The organism is Microbacterium sp. 2RAF4 (assembly GCF_052115285.1).
In the GTDB taxonomy this organism is placed as follows: Bacteria; Actinomycetota; Actinomycetes; order Actinomycetales; family Microbacteriaceae; genus Microbacterium; species Microbacterium oxydans.
Window position 1 is genome coordinate 1,119,850 of sequence record NZ_JBFRGI010000002.1, and the last position, 25,563, is coordinate 1,145,412.

26 protein-coding genes are annotated in these 25,563 nt (G+C 69.9%); 12 read left to right on the top strand and 14 right to left on the bottom strand.

Features of this window, described 5'->3' with window-relative positions; genetic code table 11:
- Window positions 1–2 precede the first annotated feature (2 nt).
- From AB4070_RS09885 to AB4070_RS09895, 3 genes are read right to left on the bottom strand one after another with little or no spacing between them, the layout of a single operon-like run.
- On the bottom strand, window positions 3–1,805 hold the full coding sequence (locus AB4070_RS09885) for a cytochrome b/b6 domain-containing protein (protein ID WP_441979930.1): 1,803 nt from the start codon (window positions 1,803–1,805) through the stop codon (window positions 3–5).
- Between the two features lie 2 nt (window positions 1,806–1,807).
- On the bottom strand, window positions 1,808–2,779 hold the full coding sequence (locus tag AB4070_RS09890; protein WP_441979931.1) for an electron transfer flavoprotein subunit alpha/FixB family protein: 972 nt from the start codon (window positions 2,777–2,779) through the stop codon (window positions 1,808–1,810).
- A 1-nt stretch (window position 2,780) separates the two neighbouring features.
- Window positions 2,781–3,557 carry an electron transfer flavoprotein subunit beta/FixA family protein gene (locus AB4070_RS09895; protein WP_441979932.1) on the bottom strand — a complete coding sequence of 259 codons (777 nt, stop codon included), beginning with the start codon at window positions 3,555–3,557 and terminating at the stop codon, window positions 2,781–2,783.
- A 157-nt stretch (window positions 3,558–3,714) separates the two neighbouring features.
- On the opposite strand from AB4070_RS09895, the gene AB4070_RS09900 reads away from it, so the two are divergent.
- Genes AB4070_RS09900 through AB4070_RS09910 form a run of 3 tightly spaced genes read left to right on the top strand, consistent with a single transcriptional unit; the run spans window position 3,715 to window position 5,163 of the window.
- Window positions 3,715–4,251 carry a MarR family winged helix-turn-helix transcriptional regulator gene (locus tag AB4070_RS09900; protein WP_045264412.1) on the top strand — a complete coding sequence of 179 codons (537 nt, stop codon included), beginning with the start codon at window positions 3,715–3,717 and terminating at the stop codon, window positions 4,249–4,251.
- A gap of 1 nt (window position 4,252) precedes the next feature.
- Window positions 4,253–4,723, top strand: a complete 471-nt coding sequence (locus AB4070_RS09905) for an SRPBCC family protein (protein ID WP_441979933.1) — start codon at window positions 4,253–4,255, stop codon at window positions 4,721–4,723.
- Window positions 4,720–5,163 (top strand): YdeI/OmpD-associated family protein, encoded by a 444-nt coding sequence (locus AB4070_RS09910; RefSeq protein WP_441979934.1) that lies wholly within the window; start codon window positions 4,720–4,722, stop codon window positions 5,161–5,163. Before AB4070_RS09905 ends, AB4070_RS09910 begins: the two co-directional genes overlap by 4 nt.
- Window positions 5,164–5,259: 96 nt before the next feature.
- Here the strand turns inward: AB4070_RS09910 and AB4070_RS09915 are convergent, their stop codons facing one another.
- The 4 genes from AB4070_RS09915 to AB4070_RS09930 form a co-directional block, all read right to left on the bottom strand.
- A complete protein-coding gene (locus AB4070_RS09915) occupies window positions 5,260–6,036 on the bottom strand; it encodes an enoyl-CoA hydratase-related protein (protein ID WP_441979935.1) in 777 nt (258 codons plus the stop codon).
- A gap of 108 nt (window positions 6,037–6,144) precedes the next feature.
- Complete coding sequence (gene mmsB, locus AB4070_RS09920) at window positions 6,145–7,050, bottom strand: 3-hydroxyisobutyrate dehydrogenase (protein WP_441979936.1); 906 nt, start codon at window positions 7,048–7,050, stop codon at window positions 6,145–6,147.
- Window positions 7,047–8,249, bottom strand: a complete 1,203-nt coding sequence (locus AB4070_RS09925) for an acyl-CoA dehydrogenase family protein (RefSeq protein WP_441979937.1) — start codon at window positions 8,247–8,249, stop codon at window positions 7,047–7,049. The genes mmsB and AB4070_RS09925 overlap by 4 nt, the downstream gene beginning before the upstream one ends.
- Window positions 8,250–8,289: 40 nt before the next feature.
- A complete protein-coding gene (locus tag AB4070_RS09930; RefSeq protein ID WP_441979938.1) occupies window positions 8,290–9,792 on the bottom strand; it encodes a CoA-acylating methylmalonate-semialdehyde dehydrogenase in 1,503 nt (500 codons plus the stop codon).
- Between the two features lie 416 nt (window positions 9,793–10,208).
- On the opposite strand from AB4070_RS09930, the gene AB4070_RS09935 reads away from it, so the two are divergent.
- Window positions 10,209–10,793 carry an antibiotic biosynthesis monooxygenase gene (locus AB4070_RS09935; protein WP_441979939.1) on the top strand — a complete coding sequence of 195 codons (585 nt, stop codon included), beginning with the start codon at window positions 10,209–10,211 and terminating at the stop codon, window positions 10,791–10,793.
- Here the strand turns inward: AB4070_RS09935 and AB4070_RS09940 are convergent.
- Window positions 10,783–11,712: a LysR family transcriptional regulator gene (locus tag AB4070_RS09940; protein ID WP_441979940.1), complete on the bottom strand. Its 930-nt coding sequence runs from the start codon at window positions 11,710–11,712 to the stop codon at window positions 10,783–10,785. The two genes, AB4070_RS09935 and AB4070_RS09940, sit on opposite strands and share 11 nt — an antisense overlap.
- A gap of 93 nt (window positions 11,713–11,805) precedes the next feature.
- On the opposite strand from AB4070_RS09940, the gene AB4070_RS09945 reads away from it, so the two are divergent.
- Window positions 11,806–12,471, top strand: a complete 666-nt coding sequence (locus AB4070_RS09945) for a type 1 glutamine amidotransferase domain-containing protein (RefSeq protein ID WP_441979941.1) — start codon at window positions 11,806–11,808, stop codon at window positions 12,469–12,471.
- Window positions 12,472–12,536: 65 nt separating this feature from the next.
- Here AB4070_RS09945 and AB4070_RS09950 read toward each other — a convergent pair whose 3' ends face one another.
- The 6 genes from AB4070_RS09950 to AB4070_RS09975 form a co-directional block, all read right to left on the bottom strand.
- Window positions 12,537–14,024 (bottom strand): MFS transporter, encoded by a 1,488-nt coding sequence (locus AB4070_RS09950; RefSeq protein WP_441979942.1) that lies wholly within the window; start codon window positions 14,022–14,024, stop codon window positions 12,537–12,539.
- A gap of 169 nt (window positions 14,025–14,193) precedes the next feature.
- Entirely contained in the window at window positions 14,194–15,327 is a 1,134-nt protein-coding gene (locus AB4070_RS09955) for a bifunctional 2-methylcitrate synthase/citrate synthase (protein WP_441979943.1), read from the bottom strand.
- Between the two features lie 2 nt (window positions 15,328–15,329).
- Window positions 15,330–16,232: a methylisocitrate lyase gene (gene prpB / locus AB4070_RS09960; RefSeq protein WP_441979944.1), complete on the bottom strand. Its 903-nt coding sequence runs from the start codon at window positions 16,230–16,232 to the stop codon at window positions 15,330–15,332.
- Window positions 16,232–17,758, bottom strand: coding sequence for an MmgE/PrpD family protein (locus AB4070_RS09965; RefSeq protein ID WP_441979945.1), 1,527 nt, complete (start codon window positions 17,756–17,758; stop codon window positions 16,232–16,234). Before AB4070_RS09965 ends, prpB begins: the two co-directional genes overlap by 1 nt.
- Window positions 17,759–17,761: 3 nt before the next feature.
- Complete coding sequence (locus tag AB4070_RS09970; RefSeq protein ID WP_441979946.1) at window positions 17,762–18,445, bottom strand: GntR family transcriptional regulator; 684 nt, start codon at window positions 18,443–18,445, stop codon at window positions 17,762–17,764.
- A gap of 120 nt (window positions 18,446–18,565) precedes the next feature.
- Entirely contained in the window at window positions 18,566–19,522 is a 957-nt protein-coding gene (locus AB4070_RS09975) for an EamA family transporter (protein WP_441979947.1), read from the bottom strand.
- Between the two features lie 39 nt (window positions 19,523–19,561).
- Here AB4070_RS09975 and AB4070_RS09980 point away from each other — a divergent pair, with 39 nt between their 5' ends.
- From AB4070_RS09980 to AB4070_RS10010, 7 genes are all read left to right on the top strand, one after another.
- On the top strand, window positions 19,562–20,098 hold the full coding sequence (locus AB4070_RS09980; protein ID WP_441979948.1) for a CGNR zinc finger domain-containing protein: 537 nt from the start codon (window positions 19,562–19,564) through the stop codon (window positions 20,096–20,098).
- Window positions 20,099–20,213: 115 nt separating this feature from the next.
- On the top strand, window positions 20,214–20,789 hold the full coding sequence (locus AB4070_RS09985; protein WP_441979949.1) for a glucose-6-phosphate isomerase family protein: 576 nt from the start codon (window positions 20,214–20,216) through the stop codon (window positions 20,787–20,789).
- 8 nt (window positions 20,790–20,797) lie between these two features.
- Window positions 20,798–22,288, top strand: a complete 1,491-nt coding sequence (gene xylB, locus AB4070_RS09990; protein ID WP_441979950.1) for a xylulokinase — start codon at window positions 20,798–20,800, stop codon at window positions 22,286–22,288.
- Window positions 22,288–23,259, top strand: a complete 972-nt coding sequence (locus AB4070_RS09995; protein ID WP_441979951.1) for a phosphoglycerate dehydrogenase — start codon at window positions 22,288–22,290, stop codon at window positions 23,257–23,259. Before xylB ends, AB4070_RS09995 begins: the two co-directional genes overlap by 1 nt.
- Entirely contained in the window at window positions 23,256–24,215 is a 960-nt protein-coding gene (locus AB4070_RS10000) for a shikimate dehydrogenase (protein ID WP_441979952.1), read from the top strand. Before AB4070_RS09995 ends, AB4070_RS10000 begins: the two co-directional genes overlap by 4 nt.
- Window positions 24,215–25,186 carry a phosphotriesterase family protein gene (locus AB4070_RS10005; RefSeq protein WP_441979953.1) on the top strand — a complete coding sequence of 324 codons (972 nt, stop codon included), beginning with the start codon at window positions 24,215–24,217 and terminating at the stop codon, window positions 25,184–25,186. The genes AB4070_RS10000 and AB4070_RS10005 overlap by 1 nt, the downstream gene beginning before the upstream one ends.
- A 74-nt stretch (window positions 25,187–25,260) precedes the next feature.
- Window positions 25,261–25,557, top strand: coding sequence for a putative quinol monooxygenase (locus AB4070_RS10010; protein WP_441979954.1), 297 nt, complete (start codon window positions 25,261–25,263; stop codon window positions 25,555–25,557).
- Window positions 25,558–25,563: the final 6 nt, after the last annotated feature.

The following is a 25,563-nucleotide window of genomic DNA, read 5'->3' on the forward strand; positions in this document are numbered from 1 at the left end:
GCTCACCGGCCAGAGACCTTGCCGAACACCTTGGCGATGGGAGCGAGCACGAGCGGACGCGCAGCCGCCCATCCGATCGCGATCACCACGAGCGACAGGATGAACACCCAGAATCCGGTCCACGTGACCGCGTCCTGCGACGCGAACATGTGGTTCAGGTTGCGCAGGAACCCGGTCAGCATGACGAGCGCCACGTGCGCGATGATGAACGCCACGAAGTACAGCATGATCGGGAAGTGCAGCGCCCGCGCCCACTCGACCGGGTACGCCTTCGACAGCTTCTCGGCCCGCTTCGGCCACAGCCCCGACATCCGGAACCCGGTGATCGCGGCGAGCGGCGCCGCGATGAACACGGTGGCGAAGTAGGCGAGCTGCTGCAGGCTGTTGTAGTTGTTCCAGCCGTTCTCGTGTGGCCAGTCGAACGAGATGTACTGCAGAGCCGCAGACAGGGCGTTCGGGAAGACCTCCCAGCTGGTCGGCACGATGCGCACCCAGTGTCCCGTGACGAACAGCAGCACCACGAAGATCACGCCGTTGACGAGCCACAGGATGTCGAGCGACTGGTGGAACCACAGGGTGAGGCTGATCTTGCCCTTCGCGTTGTTGCGAGGGGTCCAGAAGACGGTCGGGCGCTTCTCGGTGCGCACCTGCAACCCCGAGCGGATGATCAGCACCATCAGGAACATGTTGAAGAAGTGCTGCCATCCGATCCACGGCGCGAATCCCGGCTCGACGGCGATCCCCGGCTCGTACTCGCCGGGGAAGGCCGCCAGGAAGTCCTGCATGAACGGGAAGCTCAGGAGCGTGCGCACGAACGCGATGGCGGCTCCGGCGAGCACCCCGAGCGCAGCGGCTCCGAACAGCACGCCGATCGCCTGGGTCCAGGTCGGACGCGGGCGGCCCGTCGTCGGCGCCGGCGTCCGGTCGAGGTGCCGAGGTGCTCGTCCGTTCCACACGGTCTCCGTCCACGGGAGCGGAGTCGAGACGTCGGCGAGCACGGACGACGATCCGGTCGCAACGGCAGGAGTCGCGGCAGCCGCGACGGGAACGACGGAGCCAGGCACGACGGACTCGCGCGCGCCGGGCTCGGGCACTGCGGGCTCGGGCACTGCGGGCTCGGGCACTGCGGGCTCGGGCACTGCGGGATTCGATGCCGCCGACTCGGACGTCGCGGACTCGACTGCAGCAGCAGGAGAGCGGGGAACGGTTCCGGCGGGCGGCCACGGGTCTCCGCCGACGACGCGAGGCAAGCCGCGTCGGACACTGGCACCGGCACCGGCAGCGGCACCGGCGGACACCGCGACGGGGGCGGCGGTCTCCGCTGCGGAGATGTCCGCCGTGGCGGTCGACGCCGCGGGCGCCGTCGCGGATGCCGGCGCAACCGCGACAGGGACCGCCTCCCGGGAGGGAGCGGGCACCACAGCGGCGGGCTCGACCACCGGGCCGCGGACATCGGCAGCGGTCGGCGACGGCGGCCATGGCTCGCCGCCCGGCACACGCGGCAGACCGCGACGGATCCGCGGCCCGGCAGCGGGCGTTGCGGGAGCGGCCGCGACCGCTGCAGCAGCAGCCGTCGCGGTCCCTGGCGATGCCGGGCCGGCGGCGCCGGTGGGCTCGACGGGCACCGCGACCTCCGAGTGCGCCGCGGCCGCCGGTGCTGCCACGGGCTCGACCGGCGGTGCGCTCGCCACGGCGTCCGTCGCCCGATCATCCAGCGCGGAATCCTCAACCACCGCATCAGCGGGGGGCCAGGGATCTCCACCAGGAACGCGCGGCAGACCGCGTCGCAGCATCCGCGTCGCCATGGCTACTTCTTCCGCGCCTCGAGCGCCGCGATCACCTGGGGGACCACGGTGAACACATCGCCGACGATGCCGAAGTCCGCGACATCGAAGATCGGCGCATCCCCGTCCTTGTTGATGGCGACGATGTTCTTCGATGTCTGCATGCCGGCGCGGTGCTGGATCGCTCCGGATATGCCGAGTGCGACATACAGCTGCGGCGACACCGAGACGCCGGTCTGTCCGACCTGATGGGACTGCGGGATGTAGCCCGCGTCGACGGCGGCACGCGAGGCACCGACGGCCGCGCCGAGCGCATCGGCGAGCTCTTCGACGAGCACGAACTTCTCCTTCGACGCGAGACCTCGGCCTCCGGAGACCACCTTCGTGGCTCCCCGCAGCTCAGGCCGGGAGGAGGCGACCTCGACCGCTTCGACCGGTCCCGCCGTGGCCGCGACGACCCCGGACGGAGTGACGTCGAGCACCTCGACCGAGTGCGACGCCACGGCCTCGGCACGGGCGTCGACAGCGCCCTGACGAACCGTGATCACCGGGGTGCCGAACGTGGGGGCCGAATCGACCAGGTACGCCCCGCCGTAGACCGAGTGGTGCGCCACGACGCCTTCGTCATCGCGCGAGACCCCGACGGCGTCGACCGACAGCGCACTCTTCGTGCGTACCGCGAAACGCCCGGCGACGTCGCGACCGGAGATCGAGTTCGAGATGAGGACGGCATCGGGTCGCACCTGCGCAGCGGCGGCCTGCAGCGCGTCGACGATCGGCACCGTGAGCGCCGAGGGATCCCCGTCGGCGGTCAGCACGACGGATGCCCCCGCCGCCGCGGCCTGGTCCACGGCCGCGGGACTGCCGCCGACGATCAGGGCCACGGGCGAGCCGATCGTGGAGGCGGCGCCGATGAGGGCTGCCGTGCTGGTCGCGACGTAGCCGGAGGGGTCGATGTCGACGAGGACGAGGATCGGGTTCTCGGAAGAGGTCATCTCACACCAGCCTGTTCTGCACGAGGTAGTCGACGAGCTTGTCGGCGGCGTCGCCCTCGTCGATGATCTTCACACCGGCCGCGCGCGGGGGCTTCTCCGACACCGCCGTCATGATGGTGCGCGGGGCGACGGACGGATCGGCCGAGACATCGAGGTCGGCGAGGGAGAGCACCTCGAGGGGCTTCTTCTTCGCCGCCATGATGCCCTTGAAGTTCGGGAAACGTGCGTCGGGGAGCGCCTCGGTGATGGAGATCACGGCAGGCAGCGGCGCCGAGACCGGCTGGCTCCCGGCGTCGGCACCTCGGACTCCGGAGACGCCGTCGGGGGTGATCTCGACCGAGGTGAGCGCGGTGGCCTGGGCGAATCCGAGGTGCTCGGCGAGCATCGCGGGGATCACTCCACCGGAGCCGTCCGTCGACAGGTTGCCGGTGATGACGAGGTCGGGAGCGCCGCGGCGGATGGCTGCGGCCAGCACCTCGGCCGTGAGCCCGAGGTCGGCACCCGCGAGCTGCTCGTCGGCGATGTGCACGGCGGACCCGGCACCGATCGCGAGAGCCCTGCGCACGGACGCGGTCGAGCTCTCCGGAGCCATCGAGACCGCGACCACCTCGGTGCCATCGTTCTTGTCGGCGTAGCTGAGTGCGACCTCGAGGGCCCGCTCTGTGATCTCGTCGAGCACGACGTCGCCCGCCGCACGATCGGCGAGTCCGGTCTCGAGATTCAGCTTGCGATCGCCATAGGTGTCCGGCACCTCTTTGACCAGGACGAAGATCTTCATCGATTGCTCCTCACGACTCCTGCAATTCTAGACCGCGATACTGAGTACCAACCCACTTGCGACTGAGACTCAGTGCTGACCGGCGCTGAGACGTGCCGACGTCGGGTGCATCGCGCGCCGTCGCCGCGCCCCGCACTCCCGCCACTACCGTAGAGAGATGGCCCGACCCCGTCCGCTCCCCATCGACCCGCTCGCCGAGGCGAAGCGGCAGTGGCTCGCGCACGGCTGGACGGAGGCCGCCGACGGCATGGCCCTGGTCACCTCGGTCATGCGGGCCCAGCAGCTGCTGCTCGCACGCGTCGACGCGGCGCTCAAGCCGTTCGCCCTGAGCTTCGCCCGCTACGAGGTGCTGCGCCTGCTGGCCTTCAGCCGCGCGGGCAGCCTTCCGCTGTCGAGCGTGGTCGCCCGCCTCCAGGTGCATCCGACCACGGTCACGAGCACGGCCGAGCGCCTGGTCCGCGATGGCCTGATCGCGCGCGAGCCGCATCCGCACGACGGACGTGCGGCACTCCTCGTGCTGACCGAGTCGGGGCGGGAGCTCGTGGAGCGCGCCACCCGTGCTCTCAATGCCGACGTGTTCGCCGAGCCCGGTCTGAGCCGTGACGACGCGGCGGAGCTCGTCGCGATCGTGGCGCGACTGCGCAAGGACGCGGGAGACTTCGCCGACCCCCGCCCGCAGCCCGAAGCCCTCTGACATGGCCCGGTTCGCGCTCGAGACGGTCATCGGCGCGACGCCAGCCGAGGTGTTCGCCGCCTCACTCGATCCCGAACTGCATGTGAAGAGCATGGCCCGCTTCGGCGAGACGATGGTCGAGGCGCCGGCGGGCGGCGTGTTCACCGAGGGGACGACCGCGACCTGGCGGGCACGCCACTTCGGCATCCCGTTCCGACTGCGCTCGATGGTGTTCGACGTCGATCCGCCGCACGGCTTCTCGGATCGGCAGATCGCCGGGCCGTTCGCCGCCTTCCTGCACGAGCATCGGTTCGAGGAGCATCCCGCCGGCACGCTCATGCGCGACACCGTGACGTTCCGCTCACCGTGCGGTCCGCTCGGTCGGCTGGTCGACGCGTTGGTCCTCGGCAGGTACATGCGCCGGCTGATCTCGGAGCGCAACGCGATTCTCGCCGCCGAATTCGAGGAGCCCGGGCGTACTCTTTCGGCATGAGCGAACTGCGCCTGCACACCGTCCTCACCGGCCGCGGTCCCGCGGCGGCGATCCTGCTCACGGACGACCAGGTCGCGTCCTTGGGCGCGGGCAAGGCGTTCCCCGTGGCCGTGACGATCGGCGGACGCACTGCGCGGCTGCGCGTGGCACGCATGGGCAGCGAGAACATGATCGGCTTCAGCAAGGCCGTCCGCGCCGACCTGGGGCTGGACATCGGCCAGGAGGTCGACGCCGTGATCCGCGTCGATTCCGCCGAGCGCACGGTCGAGGTCCCGCCCGAGCTCGCCGCCGCGCTCGACGCCGACCCGGCGCTGCGCTCCGCCTTCGACGCCCTGTCGTACTCGGTGCGCAAGGAGCACGCGCGAAGCGTGGCCGAGGCGAAGCAGGAGGCCACGCGCGAACGCCGGATCGCGAAGATCGTCGACGCGCTCCGCAGCTGAGGGCGTGACGAACTCCGCAGAAATGCTCATCCGGCACCGCGCAGAGCGCCGCCTCCGGCGTGGCGCCCAGGTTTCTGCGGAGTTGTTCACGAGCGGCTAGCGGTTCTGGAAGTCCGGTGACCGCTTCTCGCGGAAGGCCGACATGCCCTCCTTCTGATCCGCGGTGTCGAACAGGGCGGCGAAGGCCTGCTTCTCGTGCGCGAGCCCTTCGGCCAGGGTCGTCTCCATCGCCGCGTCCAGCGCGGCCTTGGCCGCGAACACGGAGGGGAGCGACTTCGAGGCGATGGTGTCGGCCAGCTTCGTCGTCTCGGCGAGGAGCTCGGCCGTCGGCACGACGCGGGACACGAGGCCGGAGCGCTCGGCTTCCTCCGCCCCCATGAACCGTCCGGTGAGCACGAGCTCGGCGGCCTTGTAGTAGCCGACCGCGCGGATCAGACGCTGCGTGCCACCCATACCGGGGATCACGCCGAGGTTGATCTCGGGCTGCCCGAACTTGGCGTTGTCGGCCGCGAGGATGATGTCGCACATCATCGCCAGCTCGCATCCGCCGCCCAGGGCGAATCCGGAGACGGCCGCGATCACGGGGGTGCGCACCGCGGCGAACTCATGCCACACACCGAAGTGATCGGTCTCGAGCATCTGCGCCGCCGACATGCCCTCCATCTCCTTGATGTCCGCACCCGCGGCGAACGCCTTCTCCGATCCGGTGACCACGATCGCGCCAACCCCCTCGTCCGCATCGAACGCCAGCGCCGCGGCGGTCACCTCCTCGGCGAGTCGGCTGTTCAACGCGTTCAGCGCTTCCGGCCGGTTCAGGGTGATCCACCCCACCCGTCCGCGCTGCTCGACCAGGATCGTCTCGTACTCGGTCATGTCGCCCTCTCCGTCGTGGTTGCGTTCCACCTTCACCCCTGCGTTCGAATCGCGCAAATGGTGGCATTCAGGTGCCCGATGGAACCATTGCGATTCGAACAGCCGTCATCACACGCGGTCGTCGCGGATGTCGGTGATGATGCCGGAGAAGTCGCGGCCCGCCCCGTCGCCGGCAGCGAACGCCGCGTAGATCTCCTGGGCGAGTCGGCCCATCCGCGCATCCGTCGAGGTCTGCTCGATGGCCTGCACGGCGAGTCCGAGGTCCTTCGCCATCAACGCACCGGCGAATCCGGGCTGGTAATCGCGGTTGGCCGGGCTCGTGGGCACCGGACCGGGCACGGGGCAGTTCGTCGTGATCGACCAGCACTGCCCTGACGCCTGAGACACGACGTCGAAGAGCGCCTGGTGCTCGAGCCCGAGCCGCTCCCCCAGCACGAATGCCTCCGCGACAGCGATCTGCGAGACCGCGAGCACCATGTTGTTGCAGACCTTCGCCGCCTGTCCGAGCCCTGATCCGCCGCAGTGCACGATGCGCTTTCCCATCACCTCGAGGAGCGGGAGCGCCGCAGCGAAGTCCTCGTCCGACCCGCCCACCATGAACGCGAGAGTGCCGTTCTCCGCGCCGACCACTCCCCCGGACACCGGGGCGTCGACGTTGCGGTGTCCGGCGGCGAGGGCCAGAGCATGCGCGGCACGGGCCTCGTCGACGGCGATGGTGGACGACTCGATGAAGAGCGTGCCGGGGCGGGCCGCCGCGAGCAGCTCGGTGCGATACGCCTCGATCACGTGCGTGCCTGCAGGGAACATCGTGATGACGACATCCGCGTCCGCAACGGCATCCGCCCCGCTCGCCGCCACCGTGATGCCTGCCGCCTGCGCTGCCTCGATCGCCGCCGGAACCAGGTCGAAACCGTGCACCTCATGACCGGCCGCGACGAGGTTCTTCGCCATCGGCAACCCCATGTGCCCGAGTCCGAGGAACGCCACGGTCGCTTTCGACGACGACACGCTCATGATGCGCTCCGAGTCTGATCTGCGCCGCGCTGGAGGGATGCCGACCCCGCCGGGCGCAGCATCTCGCGTCCGACGATCAGGCGCATGATCTCGTTCGTGCCTTCCAGGATCTGGTGCACACGCAGGTCGCGGACCACCTTCTCGATCCCGTAGTCCTGCAGGTACCCGTAGCCGCCGTGCAGCTGCAGGGCGCGGTTGGCGACGTCGAAGCCGGCGTCGGTCGCGAACCGTTTGGCCATGGCGCAGCGCATCGTGGCATCCGGTGCGTGCTCGTCGACCGCCTGCGCACCGTCGCGCACCATGAGGCGTGCGGCGTGCAGGTCGGTGCGCATGTCGGCGATCGCGAACAGGATCGACTGCTTCTCGGCGAGCGGCTCTCCGAAGGCCATCCGCTCGTGCACGTACTGCACCGCCTTGTCGAGCGCCCACTGCGCCCCGCCCAGCGAGCACGCGGCGATGTTGAGGCGGCCGCCGTTGAGCGCCGACATCGCGATCGCGAATCCGCGTCCCTCGTCGCCGAGCATGGCGGATGCCGGGACCCGGACGCCGTCGAGGATCACCTGCCGGGTGGGCTGCGCGTGCCACCCCATCTTCTTCTCCGGTGCGCCGAAGCTGAGGGAATCGGAGTCTCCTGGCACCAGGAACGCGCTGATACCGCGTGCGCCCGGTTCTCCCGTGCGCGCCATCACGACGTACACGGCGGCCTCGCCCGCCCCGGAGATGAACTGCTTCACTCCCGTGAGCACGTAGTCGTCGCCGTCGCGGACCGCACTTGTCGCGACGTTCGCAGCATCCGACCCCACCCCCGGTTCGGTGAGGCAGTAGCCGCCGAACTCCGACATCGCGGTGAGCTGCGGCAACCACGTCGCGCGCTGGCTGTCATCACCGTAGGTGTCGATCATCCAGACGACCATGTTGTGGATGGAGATGTAGGCCGCGACCGCCGGGTCGCCCTTCGCGAGCTCTTCGAAGATCGCGACGGTGTCGAGCCGGCTGAGGCCACTGCCCCCGAACTCCTCGTCGACGTAGATGCCGCCGAGCCCGAGCTCTCCGGCACGGTTCAGCGACTCCCGGGGGAACAGGTGCTTCTCGTCGCGTTCCGCGGCGTAGGGGGCGAGCTCGGTCTCGGCGAATTCGCGGACGGCGCCGATGATCGCCTCGCGCTCCTCGGCGGTGGTTGTGACGGTGGTCATGGTCATCGTGTTTCCTTAGAAGTTGGGTCCCTGAGCCTGTCGAGGGCTAGTGCATCGTGGGGATGACGAAGCTGGCGCCGTCGCGGATGCCCGCCGCGGGCCAGCGACTCGTCACCGTCTTGGTCTTCGTGTAGAAGCGGAAGGCATCGGTGCCGTGCTGGTTGAGGTCGCCGAAGCCGCTGCGCTTCCACCCACCGAACGTGTAATAGGCGATCGGCACCGGGATCGGCACGTTCACCCCGACCATCCCGACCTCCACACGAGCGGCGAAGTCGCGGGCCGCGTCGCCGTCGCGCGTGAAGATGGCGACCCCGTTGCCGTATTCGTGCTCGGACGCCATGCGCAGCGCCTCCTCGTAGTCGGCGGCGCGGGCGATGACGAGCACGGGGCCGAAGATCTCCTCGCGGTAGATCGCCATGTCCGTCGTGACGTGGTCGAACAGCGTCGGCCCGAGATAGAACCCCTCTTCGTGCCCTTCGACCGTGAAGCCGCGACCGTCGGCGAGCAGCGTCGCACCTTCGTCGATCCCCTGCTGGATGTAGCCCTCGACCCGTTCGACGGCCGCCCGCGTGACCAGCGGTCCGTAGTCGACGTCCGCGGCGAGAGACGGCCCGACCCGCAGCTGGGCGACACGTTCGGTGAGCTTGGCGGCGAGGGCGTCCGCGGTCTCCTGCCCCACCGGTACGGCGACCGAGATGGCCATGCAGCGTTCGCCCGCCGAGCCGTAGCCGGAGCCGATCAGCGCGTCGACGGCCTGGTCGAGGTCGGCGTCGGGCATCACGATCATGTGGTTCTTGGCACCGCCGAAGCACTGTGCGCGCTTGCCGTGGGCTGCGGCCGTCGCGTAGATGTACTCCGCGATGGGCGTGGACCCGACGAAGCCGACCGCGCGGATCCGGTCGTCGGTGAGCAGCGTGTCGACCGCTTCCTTGTCGCCGTGCACGACGTTGAGGACGCCGGCGGGCAGACCCGCCTCGAGGAAGAGTTCGGCGATGCGCACCGGCACGGAAGGGTCGCGCTCACTGGGCTTGAGCACGACCGCATTGCCGGCGGCGAGTGCGGGGCCGGCCTTCCACAGCGGGATCATGGCGGGGAAGTTGAAGGGCGTGATCGCGGCGACGACCCCGAGCGGCTGCCGCATCGAGTACACGTCGATGCCGGTTCCGGCACCGGTGGAGTACTCGCCCTTGAGCAGGTGCGGAGCGCCGGCGGAGAACTCGATGACTTCCAGCCCCCGCTGGATGTCGCCCTTCGCGTCGTCGACGGTCTTGCCGTGCTCGCTCGCGAGGAGTTCAGCCAGAGACGTCATCTCGCGCTGCACCAGGTCGAGGAAGCGCAGCAGCACGCGGGCGCGCTTCTGCGGGTTGGTCGCAGCCCACCCCACCTGCGCCTCCTCGGCATTCGCGATCACGCGGCGCACCTCGTCGGCCGATGCGAGCGGAACGCGGGCCTGCACAGCACCGGAGCTCGGATCGAACACGTCAGCGAAGCGACCGGAGTCCGGAGTGAGAAGCGATCCGCCCACGAAGTGCGGGATAGTACGAGTCATTGTGTGACATCCCTCCGTGCCGTCGTTGGCACATTGGGGAGTTTACTCGGAGCACCAGACATTTACTAGGACATCCTTGTATCTCCTGGCACCGACCCCGCCCCATCGGCCGAGGGTGTTCGCCCCGCGTTCACCGGCCGGCCATCTCTGCCGAGTACAACTGCATATGCGCGGACAGAGACTCAGACCGGATCGGGTGTCGCGTCCACCGCGCGCACGGTGAGCGCTCTCGCTCCCGTCGCGGCTCCCACGCCGCGAGACCCCCGCCGAATCGGGTCGGCGGGGGTCCTCTCCGTGTACGGGCGGATCCGGCCGGGAACCTCCCGCAACCGAATTAGAATCGACCGTGCGCCGTCACCCTGGCGCATCCGCTTCGGCGCCCCGACCCCTGGCGCCCGTTCCCCGAGGACCGCACCATGTCCGAACCCCTCACCGTCTCCATCCGCCGCGAAGTCGACCCCGAGCGCATCGTCGAGGCGACCGCCTGGGTGCAGACGGGGGTGAACCTCGCGACGAAGTATCCGGGCTTCCTCGGTTCGGGATGGGTGCGCGCCGGCGAGGAGTCGCAGGTCTGGCACATGCTCTACCGCTTCGCGAGCGAAGACTCCCTCACCGCCTGGGAGCAGTCGGCCGAGCGGGCATGGTGGCTGTCGATGGGCGAAGGTTTCGTGCGCAGCGAGCGCTCCAAGCGCCGCACCGGGATCGAGGGCTGGTTCGACGAGCCGACCACCGGGAAGATCACGCTCCCGTCCACTGACGGCACCACCGAGACGGTCACGGTCGCACCCGCTCCGCCGCGCTGGAAACAGGCGACCTCGATCTGGCTGGGCTTCTTCCCCGTCAACCTCGCCTTCACCTACGCGATGAGCCCTGTCCCGGGCTGGAACGAGCTGCCGATCTGGCTGCGCGTGCTCGTCACCACGCTCGTGCTCACGCCGATCATGGCGTACTGGGTGCTCCCGTTCGTGACACGCTCGCTGCGGACCTGGCTCACCCGCTGACGGCGGCCCCTCTTCGGGTTCCGATCCCGTCGACGGCGTCCCGGAGAGCGCGGTCGATCTCCGCGATGGCGGCCGTGAGCGGGCCAGGGCGCCGCACCAGGGAGAGGGTGTTGATCGGCGGATCATCGGTCGGACGCAGCACGCTCAGCCGGCCGTCGGCCAGTTCGTCGGCGATCAGGTAGGTCGGCAGCACGGTGATCCCCGCTCCTGCGAGGGCCGCGGCGGCGAGCGCCCGGAGGTCCGGCGCGGTGAGTGCGGGCTCACGCTCCAGGCGGAGGCCGAACACGTGCCGCCAGTAGCGGCGCAGGATCGGCACGTCGTGCGCGTAGGCGAGCAGCGGGTGCTCCTCGATCATCCCCGGGCTCAGGTCCGGCGACGGGACGACCCCGAGCGACGGGGCGGCGACGAGCGCGAACTCCTCGTCGACGAGGGCTGCCGACGGCAGAGCGCGACCTCTCGGGCGGATGGCCGAGATCACGAGATCGAGGCTTCCGCTGCGGAGCTGCTCCAGCAGGTCGTCCGCGACGCCGGCCGTGACCGCGATCCGGCGGCCGGCCGCGACCATCGGCGCCAGGGCAGGCACGGCCACGCGCTCGAGGAACTCGGCCGCTCCGCCGAGGCGCACGGGTGCGGCTTCGACGGTGGACGGCGCACCGACGGCCAGCGCCAGCGCATCGAGCGGACCGGACACGCGGGCGGCCAGGTCGTCGGCCCGAGGAGTGGGCCGGATCCCGCGGGCATGCCGGATGAACAGCGGCTCTCCCTCGCTCCGCTCCAGCGCCTGCAGCTGTGTCGTCACCGAGGACTGCGCGATGCCGAGCAGGCGAGCGGCCGCCGACACGGACCCGGAACGGTGCGCGGCGAGGAACGTGCGCCACAGCGCCAGATCGCGCAGCCCATCGCTATTCCGATCGCTCATATCGGAAATCTATCGGAATCGGATGCGATGAGGCGTCGTTGTCCCCGGTATCGCATCCGCACGGCCGTTGCCGTCCGACCTTCTGGAGCACGCATGTCCTCTGTTCTCTTCGTCGTCACCGGCGCCCGCACCTGGACCCTCACCGACGGCACCGCTCACCCGACCGGCTACTGGGCGGAGGAGCTGCTCGTGCCTTACCGCGCTCTCCGCGACGCCGGACACACCGTGAGCTTCGCGACCCCTGGCGGCGTGACCCCGGTTGCCGACGCCGGCAGCCTCGGGGACGGCGACGCCGCCGCGATCGCCGCGGTCGACGGGCTCGACGCCCCGCTCGTGCTGGCGGACGTGGACGCCGCGGCGTACGACGCGGTCTACTACCCCGGCGGCCACGGCCCGATGCAGGATCTCGCCGCCGATGAGGACTCCGCTGCACTGATCGCGGCCACGATCGCGGGAGGCCGACCGCTCGCCGCCGTCTGCCACGGACTCGCAGCGCTTCTTCCCGCCCGCACCGCGACGGGGGAGCCCCTCATCGCCGGGCGCCGCCTCACGGGGTTCACCGACGAGGAGGAGCGCCTGGGCGGCCTCGCCGACCGCGCCCCGTTCCTGCTGGAGAGCGAGCTGCGCGCCCGGGGCGCCGAGGTCGACATCGCGGCCCCGTGGAGCGATTACGTGGTCGTCGACGGCCTGCTCATCACCGGGCAGAACCCGCAGTCGTCCGGGTCCGCCGCCGCCGCGCTCCTCGCCGCCCTCGCCTGAGCCGTCGCCCTTCCTGTTCCCGAGCGGGCGTCTCATCGCCCGCCGGGAAGCGGAGGCGGTCGGGATCAGGACGCGAGTCTGCCGTCGGGTGTGACGCCTTTCTCGGCAGGCTCGACGAGCGAGAGCGGGTCGGCGATGTCCTCCAGCGACTTCCCGGCGGCGCTCACGCCGAACACACCGCACACGATGCCGCCGAACATCATGATCGCGGCGCCGAGCACATAGCCCCAGAAGAGCGGACCGCGGTCACCACTCTCGGCGCTCTGCCCGATCAGGGCACCGTAGAGCACGGGGGCGATCGCGCCGACGAGCTGCCCGATCGAGAAGATGTACGAGATGACCTGGCTGCGCAGCTCCAGCGGGAAGATCTCGCTGACCGTCAGGTAGGCCGCCGATGCTCCGGCCGACGCGAAGAAGAACGAAGCGCACCAGAACGCCGTGTGCGTCGCCGCGTTCAGCACCCCGGCGTTGAACAGGAAGGCGCTGACCAGCAGGATCAGGCCGGCGAGCATGTAGGTGCCGAACAGCATGCGACGGCGGCCCCAGGTGTCGAAGAAGTGCCCGAGGATGAGCGCCCCGGCGAGGTTGCCGACGGCGAACACGATGAAGTACTGCGACGCCGAAGCGGGCGGGGTGTCGTAGAAGTTCTCCAGCACCAGCGCGTACGTGAAGAAGATCGCGTTGTAGAGGAAGGACTGCGTCACCATCATCGTGATGCCCACCAGCGTGCGCCGCGGATACTTCTTGAACAGCACCTTCGCGATCACGAGGAACGGCACGCGGCCGTACTCCTTGACCGTGATGGCCTTGCTCTCATCGACGGGTGGGATCGTCTTGCCCTCCTTGCGGATGCGCTCCTCGATCTCGTCGACATTGCGCTCCGCCGCCTCTTCGCGCCCGTGGGTCATCTGCCAGCGCGGGCTCTCCGGGATGTGCCGGCGCATGTAGATGAGCAGCAGTCCGAGGAGGGGCCCGAGGAAGAAGCTGAGCCGCCACCCGATGTCCTCGGGGAGGATGTCGGTGTTCAGGAAGAACACGTTCGCCACGGCGCCGAGCGCCGCACCGCCCCAGTAGGTGCCGTTGATCGCGATGTCGACACGTCCGCGATAGCGCGCCGGGATGATCTCGTCGATCGCCGAGTTGATGGCCGCGTACTCACCACCGATACCGGCGCCCGCCACGAAGCGCCAGATGTAGAAGAACCACGGCGCGAAGGCGAGCCCGGCGACCGCTGAACCCACGAGATAGACGGCGAGGGAGACGAGGAAGAGCTTCTTGCGTCCGAGACGGTCGGTGAGGCGTCCGAAGAAAAGGGCTCCGAAGACCTGACCGAGCAGGTAGCACGTGCCGGCGAGTCCCACCTCGGCCGGCCCCATGCCGAGGGTCGCGGCGTATCCGTTCGCGGCGACGATCTGCACCTCGAGGCCGTCGAGGATCCACGAGAACCCGAGCCCGACGACGATCAACCAGTGGAATCGCGACCACGGCAGCCGGTCCATACGTGCGGGGACGAGTGACCTGACCTCCTTGACGGCGGCGTCGGATGCGGACATGGAACCCTCCTTCTCGCGGGATGCGTTCATCCCGCATCCGGTTCTACTCCCGCCGCAGGAATCGCCGCATCCGCTTGACCCCGAGCCCGCGCACACGCTACAGGTGCGCCCCGGGCACGTGAGAAGGCCCCCGTCCGGTGGGACGGGGGCCTTTTCGCACGGGCAGGTGTCAGCTCTCGACGTGGCGCTCGTTTGGGCCGTCGTAGTGCGACAGAGGACGGATCAGCGCGTTCGATCCGGCCTGCTCGATCACGTGCGCGGTCCATCCGGTCACGCGAGCCGCCACGAACAGCGGCGTGAAGGTGAGGGTGTCGAACCCGATCAGGTTGTACGCAGGACCCGAGGGGTAGTCGAGGTTCGGGTAGATGCCCTTGCGGGCGACGAACTCCGACTCGAGCGCGTCATACAGAGCCGCGACCTCGGGGCGATCGTAGTGCTCCACCAGGGTGTCGAGCGCGGCCTTCATGGTGGGCACACGGGAGTCGCCTTTCTTGTAGACGCGGTGCCCGAAGCCCATGATCTTGCGCTTCTCCGCGAGGGCCTTGTCGAGCCACGACTCCACCGCGTCCGCCGACCCGATCTCGTCGAAGATGTGCAGCACGGCCTCGTTGGCCCCACCGTGCAGCGGACCCTTGAGCGCACCGATCGCGCCGACCACGGCCGAGTAGATGTCGCTCAGCGTCGAGGTGATCACCCGCGCGGTGAAGGTCGAGGCGTTGAACGAGTGCTCGGCGTAGAGGATCATCGACCGGTTGAAGGCGTCCACCACGACATCGTCCGCCTCCTCGCCGAAGGTCATCCAGAGGAAGTTCGCGGAGTAGTCGAGGTCGTCGCGCGGGGCGATGAGCTCCTGGCCGCGACGGCGACGCTGGCCATAGGCGACGATGGCAGGGAGCGCGGCGAACAGCCGGATGCTGCGCTCGAGGTTCTGCTCGGGGCTGCCGCCCGCATCGAGCACCGAGCCCCCGGCGTCGGGGTCGGAGGCGCCGATCAGGCTGACCGCGGTGCGCACCTCGTCCATCGGATGCGCATCCAGCGGCACCAGGTCGATCGCCGCCTTCACGTTGTCGGCGAGCGCGCGGTGCTTCCGCTCCTCCAGCCGGAATGCGGCGAGCTCTTCCGGAGTCGGCAGCTCGCCGTTCCACAGCAGATACGCGACCGCTTCGAAGGGCTGGGTGTCCGCCAGCTCCTGCACCGGGTAGCCGCGGTACAGCAGGCTGTTCGTCTCGGGGTTGACCTTCGAGATCGCGGTCGTGTCGACGACGACGCCCGCGAGGCCCTTCTTGATGTCCGGCTCGGTCATGGTCACTCCTTCGTGATGGTGAAGTTGAAGACGCCCGAGTCGAAGTGGTTGTACGACTCGTAGTCGATCAGGTCGTAGAGATCGGCGCGGTGCTGCATCTCGCCGAGCTTCGAGGTCAGGTGCCCCTCGTCGTTCAGCGTATCCAGTGCGCGGCCAGCGGCCCCCATCGAGATGCGCAGCAGCGACACCGGCCAGATGACCAGGTTCACTCCGGCGTCGCGGAGGTTGTCGACCGAGAACAGCTCGCTCTTGCCGAACTCGGTCATGTTCGCCAGGATCGGCACGTCGAGCGCCTCGGCCATCGCCTCGAACTCGGCGAGGGTGCGCATCGCCTCGGGGAACACGGCGTCGGCGCCGGCATCGACCAGTGCCTTCGCACGGTCGATCGCGGCGTCCAACCCCTCGACGGCCCGGATGTCGGTGCGCGCCATGATGAGGAAGTTCTCGTCGCGACGGGCGTCGGCGGCGGCACGGATCCGCTTGATCGCGGTGTTCTCGTCGACCACGGCCTTGCCGTCGAGGTGACCGCAGCGCTTCGGGTTGATCTGGTCCTCGATGTGGGTGCCGGCGAGACCCGCGTCTTCGAGCTCCTGGATCGTGCGGGCGACGTTCATCGGTTCCCCGAAGCCGGTGTCGGCATCGACGATCGCGGGGAGATCGGTCATGCGGGCGATCTGCTTGGCGCGGCCGGCGACCTCGGTCAGCGTGGTGAGGCCGATGTCGGGCAGGCCGAGGTCGGCGGACAGCACGGCGCCCGAGATGTAGACGCCCTCGAAGCCCTTCTGCTCGATCAGTCGGGCGCTCAGCGGATTGAACGCGCCGGGGAAGCGCAGCAGCTCCCCGGAGGCCAGCCGTTCCCGGAAGAGACGCCTCTTCTCGGCAGGTGTGACGGTGGAGTACAGCATCAGAACAGACCCTTGGGGGCGTCGGCGGCTTCGAGCAGGCCGGGCTTCGCGACGATCGACAGCTCGCCGACCTCGGCTGCGGTCAGCTCGGGCAGGCGCTGCACGAGGGCGAGGAACCGCTCGATCTCGGCGGGCTCGAGCACGGGTTCCGCCAGCAGGCGGAACTTCGCGATGTAGTTCTCGCGGGCGAACGGACGCGCTCCGAGGGGGTGCGCATCGGCCACCGCGATCTCGTCGACCACGGTCGACCCGTCGGTGAGGCGGATCTCGACGCGACCGCCGAATGCCTTCTCGGCCGGGTCCTCCGAGTGGTAGCGGCGCGTCCACTCGGCGTCCTCGGCCGTGGTGACCTTGTGCCACAGCGCGACGGTGTCGGCGCGACCGGCACGCTCGGGGGCGTAGGAGTCGACGTGGTGCCAGCCGCCGTCCTGCAGGGCGACAGCGAAGATGTACGGCACCGAGTGGTCGAGGGTCTCGCGCGACGCGGTGGGGTCGTACTTCTGCGGGTCATTGGCGCCCGAGCCGATCACGTTGTGCGTGTGGTGGCTGGTGTGGATGACGATGGACTGGATGTTCGCAGGGTCGCGCAGCGCGGGGTTCTGGATGCCGAGCTTGCGGGCGAGGTCGATCAGCGCCTGGGCCTGGTACTCGGCGGAGTGCTCCTTCGTGTACGAGTCCAGGATGGCGCGCTTGGGCTCGCCGGCGGCGGGCAGCGGCACGTCGTACGAGGCGTCCTTGCCGTCGAGCATCCACGCGATCACGCCGTCTTCGCCTTCGTAGATCGGCGCGGGGCTGGTCTGACCGCGCATCGCCCGGTCGACCGCCTCGACGGCCATCTTCCCGGCGAAGGCGGGGGCGTGCGCCTTCCAGGTGGAGATCTCGCCCTTGCGGCTCTGGCGGGTGGCGGTCGTGGTGTGCAGCGCCTGACCGACTGCCTGGTAGATCGTCTCGACGTCGAGACCGAGGAGCGTGCCGATGCCGGCGGCGGCGGACGGGCCGAGGTGGGCGACGTGGTCGATCTTGTGCTTGTGCAGGCAGATCGCGCGCACCAGGTCCATCTGGATCTCGTAGCCGGTGGCGATGCCGCGCACGAGCGCGCGCCCGTCCTTGCCGGTGTGCTGAGCGACCGCGAGGATCGGCGGGATGTTGTCGCCGGGGTGCGAGTACTCCGCTGCGAGGAAGGTGTCGTGGTAGTCGAGCTCGCGCACGGCCACGCCGTTCGCCCAGGCCGCCCACTCGGGGCTGGTGCGGTGGTCGAGCTCGGCGCCGAAGAGGTTCGCGCCGACGCCGCCGACCGAGACGGGGTGGCTGAAGGCCTGCGCACGAGCCGCGTTGATCGGCGCGCGGGTGAGGGAAGCGGCGGCCACCGATGCGTTGTCGATGATGCGGTTGATGATCATGTCCACGACCGGCTGCTCGACCTCGACCTGGTCGGCGGCGACCTCGGCGATCTTCCAGGCGAGCTGGTCTTCCCTGGCGAGGTTCTCGTCGCTGCGGTGCACACGGACGTGGTGGCTGACGGTCATTTCTTATCCTTCACTGTTGCTGGAGTCGACGCTGTTGCGGGAATCGAGGGAGTCGAGGATGCCGGCGAGCGCGTTGTGCAGGTGCACGTGCGTGGCATGGGCGGCGAGGTCGCCGTCGCGGGCGGCGAGCGCTTGCGCGATGGTGCGGTGCTCGGCGGCGGAGGCGGCGAGTCGGGCGGGCTTGTCCCTGGCCATCCGCCGCACTCTCACGAGGTGGGTGCGCACGGTGCGCAGCGCGGAGGCGATGTAGTCGTTGGCGACGGCCGCATCGAGGGCCGCGTCGAAGCGGGCGATGAGCGCGTAGTAGGCGTCTCGGCCCTCGACGGCGTCGAGGTCGACGTGCGCGAACTCGTCGGCGAGGGCTGCGAAGAGCTGTGCGTCGCCGCGGGCGGCGGCGAGGCGTGCCGAGGATTCCTCGAGCGCGCGGCGGATCTCGAAGAGGGAGCGGATGTCGTCGGCGTCCAGGTCCGCCACGACGGTGACCCGCGGCGACTGCTGCACCACGAGTCCATCGGCGATCAGGCGACGGAGCGCCTCGCGCATCGGTGTGCGGCTCACTCCCAGGCGCTCGGCCTGCTCGACCTCGCCGAGCACGAAACCGGCCGGCAGGGCACCGGACTGGATGCCGTCGAGCAGCGCCGCATACGCGCGGTCACCCGCGGAGGTGCGTTCAGCGACGAGGCTCATCCCCTCAGTGTATACATAAGCCCACCGTCCCCGGCCCTCTCACTCCCCCCACCCCTCGTTCGTATACAAACCGCCACCGCTCCGGTCGCGATATGACAGCCGAATCGGCGGATTCGGCTGTCATATCGCGACGGGAGGGGCGACGGGCTCGCCGAGCTTGACCACGACCACGCCGATCAGGACCAGCACACCGCCGAGGGCCTGCAGGAGGTCGGGGAGCTGGCCGAGCAGCAGCCAGCCGAACAGCAGTGCGGCCACGACCTCCGCGAGTGCGACGAAGGAAGCGAGCCGCGAGCCCAGCATGCGTGTCGACGCGATGCCGAGCAGATAGGCGAGAGCGGTCGCAACCACCCCCATCGCGAGCACCGGCACGAACCAGGGAACGCTGCCGAACCGGTAGGAGATGTCATCGGTCGTCCATGCGATCGGCAGCACGCCGACCGCGCCGGCCGCAGTGAGCCCGAGCGCCCCGAGCAGCAGCCCGCTGCCGGCCAGGGCGAGGGGCGGCAATCCGGTGTCGGCCTTGGCGGAAAGCACGAAGTAGGCAGCAGCGCCCACCATGGCGCCGAGCGCCCACAGGATGCCGGGCACGTTGACGTCGGCACCGGTGAGCACGTCGAGCATGAGCACGAGTCCGACGAACGCGATCGCGGCGCCGAGGAGGCTCTTGCGGCTCGGCCGCTCCCCTCTCCGCAGCCAGAGCCACAGCAGCACCGCGACCGGGGCGGTGTACTCGATGAGGAGCGCCAGCCCGACATCCATGACCGCGACCGCCTGGAAGTAGAAGAGCTGGGTCGCGGCGACTGCCAGCAGCCCGTAGGCGAGGATCATGCCCGCGTTGCGCCGCAGCAGCGCCCACCGTCCGCGCAGCGACAGGATCGTCGGGACGAGCAGCACGAGGGCGGCGACCCAGATGCGCGCCGTGACGGCAGCGCCCGGACTCCACCCTGCGTCGATGAGCCCCCGCGCCCATCCGCCCGACATGCCGAAGGCGAAGGCCGCGGCGAGGGCGAGCGGCAGCCCGAGGCGCACACCCCTGGCGGAGTCGACAACCGCGTCATTGCTCACCGTGCTCATGATCGATGACGCTACTCTCGTGCGTAGTAACATGTCAATATGATCTTCACCGATGACACGGAAGAGGCGTTGCGCTCCGCGGTCTGGCTCGCGAACTCGGCGGAGCAGCCGGACACGCTCACCCACATCGACGACGAGGGCGCCTTCCTCCGGGAGTTCCCCTACACCGGCCGCCTGGACCGCGATGAGGCCGAGGTCACCTCGCTCCGCAGCCTGCGCCCCCGGCTCCGCGCGATGCTCCTGGCACCGCGCGACGAGATGGCCGCTCATGTCAACGACGCGCTCGCGGAGTCCCGACTCACCCCCGCGCTGCGCCGCCATGACGGCGTGGACTGGCACCTGCACGCGGTGGCGGACGAGCAGCCCCTTGCCGAACGCATTTTGATCGAGACCGCGATGGCCCTGATCGACGTCATCCGTGCCGACGAGGGCTCACGCCTCACCGTCTGCGAGGACGACACCTGTCAGTCCATCGCGCTCGATCTCTCCCGCAACCGCTCGAAGCGCTACTGCTCCACCACGTGCGCGAACCGCAACGCCGTCGCCGCCTACCGCGCGCGCCGCGCCGAGGCCTGACCCCGGAGGCTCCCTCGCGTTCGCGAGAACTCTGGACGCCACCTGTCATAACAGGTACAGTGAACCTGTCATTACAGGTTGCGCAGCGTCGCAGCACCCGTTACGAGGAGCACCGATGCCCGAGTTCCACGCCCCGCCGATCTCCCCCATGGCGATCGCCTTCGACGCCGAGAAGCTCACGCTCTCGCCCGAAGGGCCGACCCTCACCCGGCGGATGTCCGACCTCGAGGGGCTGTTCCTCGACGCAGAGGCCTGGGCAACGGCATCGGCCGGCGAGAACCCCGTGGTCTACACCGTGGTCAGCTCCCCCGTGCCCGAGGTCGACCGGGAGCTGCCCCAGTCGATCACCACGATCATGCCCGGGGACACGAGCGGAGAGCTCTGGATGACCAAGGGCCACCAGCACCCGAACCATCAGGGCGAGATCTACCTGGCGCTGAAAGGTCGCGGCGGACTGCTCATGTTCGACGGCGAGCGCACCGAATGGCTCGACATGCTCCCTGGCACGATCGGTTACATCCCCCCGGGGTGGGCGCACCGCTCGGTGAACACCGGCGACGAACCGTACTCCTTCCTCGCGGTGTACCCGGGCGGAGCGGGGCACGATTACGGCTGGGTGCTGGAGCATGGAATGGGCTCGCGGGCATACCGGTCACCCGAGGGCGTCGAGCTCCGTCCGTACGCGGGATAGGCGCCGCAATGATCATCGCGCACGACCTGGGCACGACCGGGAACAAGGCCTCCCTGCACCACGACGACGGCCGGATCGTCGCCTCGGTCACCGTCGCCTACCCCGCGCACTTCGCTGCGGGCGGCGTCGCCGAGCAGAACCCGGACGACTGGTGGAACGCGGTCGTCGCCGCCACACGTGACCTGATCGCCCGCACCGGCACGGCCACGACGGACATCGCCGGACTCGTGGTGAGCGGGCAGATGATGGGCGCCGTCCTCCTCGACGCCCAGGGCGAGCCCGCGCGTCCGGCGATCATCTGGGCCGACACGAGAGCCGGAGCCCAGCAGCGCGAGCTCGAGAAGGCGATCGGCGCCGAACGCGCGTACGGGATCCTGGGGCACCGCCTGAACCCCACCTACTCGGTCGAGAAGATCATGTGGGTGCGCGACAACGAGCCCGACGTCTGGGCGCGCGTGCGCCGGGTCTGCGTCGCGAAGGACTTCATCGTGCTGCGCCTCACCGGGCGTCTGGCGACCGACCGATCCGACGCCTCAGGCACCAACGCCTACGACCAGACGGCCGGCACCTGGTCGGACGAGGTGCTGCGGGCCGCACGCCTCGACCGTGCGCTGTTCCCCGAGATCCTGGAGTCGACGCAGATCGCCGGAGCGCTGACGGATGTCGCGGCCACCGCGCTCGGGCTGCACACGGGTGTGCGTGTGGTGATGGGCGGCGGCGACGGTCCGCTGGCCGCGGTCGGATCGGGCGTGGTCGCTCCGGAGGACGGCGCCTACGTGTGCCTCGGCACCTCGTCGTGGATCTCGTTCGCAGCGGACGCTCCACTGCACGATCCTGGGATGCGCACCTTCACGTTCGACAACGTCGTCCCCGGATCGTTCGTACCCACGGCGACCATGCAGGCCGGCGGTGCCTCCGTGCAGTGGATCGCCGAGGCCCTCTCCCCCGACCCCGCGCACCCGGAGACCGGACGGCTGACAGCCGAGGCCTCCGCCGATGTCGATACCGACGACCTCTACTTCCTCCCGTACCTGCTCGGTGAGCGCTCCCCGCTGTGGGATCCGGACGCCCGTGGCGCGTTCGTCGGTCTCTCGCGGCATCACGGCCGAGCCCACCTCGTCCGCGCCGTGCTGGAGGGCACCGCGTTCAACCTGCTCAGCTGCATCCAGGCGTTCCGTGCGTCGGGCGCCGTGATCGACCGCATCGATGCGGTGGGCGGCGGAGCGCAGAGCGACGTGTACCTGTCGGTGCTCGCCGACGTCTGGGGAGTTCCCGTGCGCCGAAGGACGATCGTCGAGGAGGCGAACAGCCTCGGAGCAGCCGTGACAGCCGCGGTCGGGCTCGGGATCACCGACTTCTCGGCAGCCCGCGCCCTGAGCGAGGTCACCGCCGAGTTCACCCCGGATGCCGGCCGCCATGCCGTGTACGCCGAACGGCACACGCGGTTCACGGATGCCTACGCGGCCCTCGCGCCGTGGTTCGCCGGACGGCCGCGCTGATGGCTGTGATCCTCGTCACCAGCCGATCCTTCTCGGACGGCGACCTCGATCTGGTGGAGCGGGCAGCGCAGTCCGGACACCGCATCCTGCGCGGACCCGCGCACCACGACGTCGACGAGCTGCGGTCGCTGCTGCACGGCGCCGATGCCTGGATCGCGGGAACCGGCGCCATCACCGACGCGCACCTCGCCGCAGCCCCGAAGCTCAAGATCCTCGCCCGCTACGGAGTGGGCACCGAGTCGGTCGACCTCGCTGCCGCGCGCGATCGCGGAATCCCCGTGACGAACACCCCCGGCGCGAACGCCGACGCCGTGGCCGATCACGCGGTCGGTCTCATGCTGGCAGCGCTGCGATTCGTGCCGGACGGCGACCGCCGGGTGCGCGCCGGCGACTGGGGCGTGCGTCGCGGACGGGAACTCGGCGCCGCCACGGTCGGCATCGTCGGCTTCGGCCGGATCGGCCAGGGCGTCGCCGCGCGTCTGAGCGGCTTCGGCCCTCGCGTGCTCGCCGCCGACCCCTTCGTGCCCGACGACGCGGTGCGCGCCCGCGGGGCGGAACCCACCACGGTCGACGATCTGTTCCGTGCGGCCGACGTCATCACGCTGCACGCTCCGGGCGGCCAACGACTCGTCGATGCGGAGCGCCTCGCAGGCATGCGGCCTGGAACCGTTCTGGTCAACACCGCCCGCGGAGATCTGATCGACGAGGCCGCGGTGGCCAGAGCACTGCACGACGGCGTGCTCGCCGGTTACGCGGCGGACACCCTCGACGGGGACACCGCAGCGCACGCGAGTCCCCTGCTGGCGCCGGAGCTCGCCGACCGGGTCATCGTCACCCCGCACCTCGGCGCGCAGACCACCCAGGCGGTCGACAACATGGGCTCCCTCTCGCTCGCCGACGTGATCGCCGTCCTCTCGGGCAGCGAGCCCGCCCACCCCGTCCCGATCCCCGCCCCCGAGGAGACCCGATGACCACCGCCGCCGACACCGTGACCTCCGGATCCGAGACGGTCGCCGCCGACTACATGGGCTTCGTCGGGGTGACCACCACCTCCTCGTCGATCATGAAGGTCTTCCCGCTCTGGGCCGACATCCTCGACCTGCCGACCCGCACCCTGGTCGGTCACGACCTGCCGATGGATGCCGATCCCGCACGGTATCGCGCGATGGTCGAGCAGATCCGCGACGACCCGCACCACCGCGGGGCCCTGGTGACCACGCACAAGATGAACGTGTTCGCCGCCGCCTCCGACCTGTTCGATGAACTCGACCCGTTCGCGGTGTCGTGCTCCGAGATCTCCAGCATCTCCAAGCGAGGCCGGGTGCTGTCAGGAAGGGCCAAGGACCCGATCACGGTCGACCTCGCGCTGAACGACTTCCTGCCGACCGACCACTTCACCCGTACGGGGGCCGCGGTCGTGATCCTGGGGGCTGGAGGCTCGGGCACCGCTCTCAGCTGGGCCCTCGCCGAACGCGCCGACTCCCCGTCGAAGATCACGGTGACCGCCCGCACGCAGGACAAGCTCGACCACCTGCGCGAGGTGCACCGTCAGCACGGCACCCGTGAGGGGCTGATCGACTACGTCGTCACCACCACGCCGGAAGAAGCCGACGCCCTCGTCGCCGCCGCCCCCGCCGGTTCCGTGATCGCCAACGCGACGGGACTCGGCAAGGACCGCCCCGGTTCTCCTCTGACCGACGCGGTGGTGTTCCCCGATGGTGCCTACGCGTGGGAGTTCAACTACCGCGGCTCGCTCGAGTTCCTCCACCAGGCCGAAGCGCAAGCCGCGGTGCGCGACCTGCACGTGGTCGACGGCTGGCGCTACTTCATCCACGGCTGGTCGCAGGTCGTCGCCGACGTGTTCGAGCTCGATCTCACACCCGAGACCGTCGAGCGACTCGCCGAGGCCGCGGAGTCGGTGCGCTGATGCCCGCCGTCGTCCGCACCGTGCTCAGCGACATCGCCCCGGCACTGCTCGGGCGCGTGGACTATCACGAGCACCTGTTCCAGGTGTCGCCGCTGCTGCCGGGCGACGAGCTCGACGACGAGAAGGCCTCGGGTGAAGAGGCGGCCCTGCTGCAGGCGAGCGGGTTCGAGGCGATGGTGGATGCCACGCCGTTCGGACTCGGCCGCGACCCCGCCGCCCTGGCGCGGATCAGTGCATCGACCGGACTGCGCATCGTCGCGACGACCGGCCGACACCGTGAAGCCCACTACGGCGACGACCATCCGATGCGGGTCTGGACGACCGACCGCCTGGCGGCCCTCTTCATCGCCGACATCACGCGCGGCATGCCCGCGGACGACGCGGAACTCTTCGAGGCGCCAGAGGTATCCCTCGCTGCGGCGCCCGACGGTGCCGCCGTCCGCGCCGGGCTGCTCAAGGGCGGCGCCGACTATTGGCGCATCAGCCCGTTCGAGCGGACCACCCTGGTCGCCGTGGCCGAGGCGCATCGCGCGACGGGCGCTCCGGTCATGGTGCACCTGGAATTCGGCACGGCGGCCCACGAGGTGCTCGACCTGCTCGCGGCCGAGGGGGTGTCCGCCGATCGCGTCGTGCTTGCGCACGCCGACCGCGACCCCGACCCCGGCCTGCACGTCTCCCTCGCCGAACGCGGAGCCCACCTCGGCTACGACGGCTTCGCACGACCCCGCACCCGCTCCGACGCCGAGCTGCTCGCCCTGACGATCGCTGTCGTCGAGCGCGGTGCCAGGGACCGGATCGTGCTCGGTGGCGACGTGGCTCGTCGCACGCGGTACATCGCCTACGGCGGCATGCCGGGACTCGGTTACCTCGGCGAGCGCTATCTCCCCCGTCTGCGTGACGCCGTCGGCGACGACGTGGTGCACCGGATGCTCGTGACCACGCCGGCCCGATTGCTGACGCTCTCGCTCTGACCCGGGGCATGGGCCGGAACAAGAGCATGCACATGGGCATCCACATCCGCATCCGACAGGCCCGAGGAGACACCGTGTCAGAGCCGACCGTCCTGCACGCCACCTTCACCGCACGGCCCGGCACGGGGGACATGGTGGCCACCCTGCTGCGTGCGTTCGCCGAGGTCGTGCGCGCCGAGGAGGGCAACCTCGTCTTCGACGCGTCCCGGCTCATCGACGACCCCGACCGTTTCTTCGTGTACGAGGTCTACCGCGATGAGGCGGCCTTCCACGCCCACCTCTCCGCCCCGGCCGGTGCCCCCTTCAACGCCGCGCTGCAGGAGCTCATCGTCGAGCCCTCGTCGCAGCTCACCTTCCTCCGTCGGCTCTGACGAGCC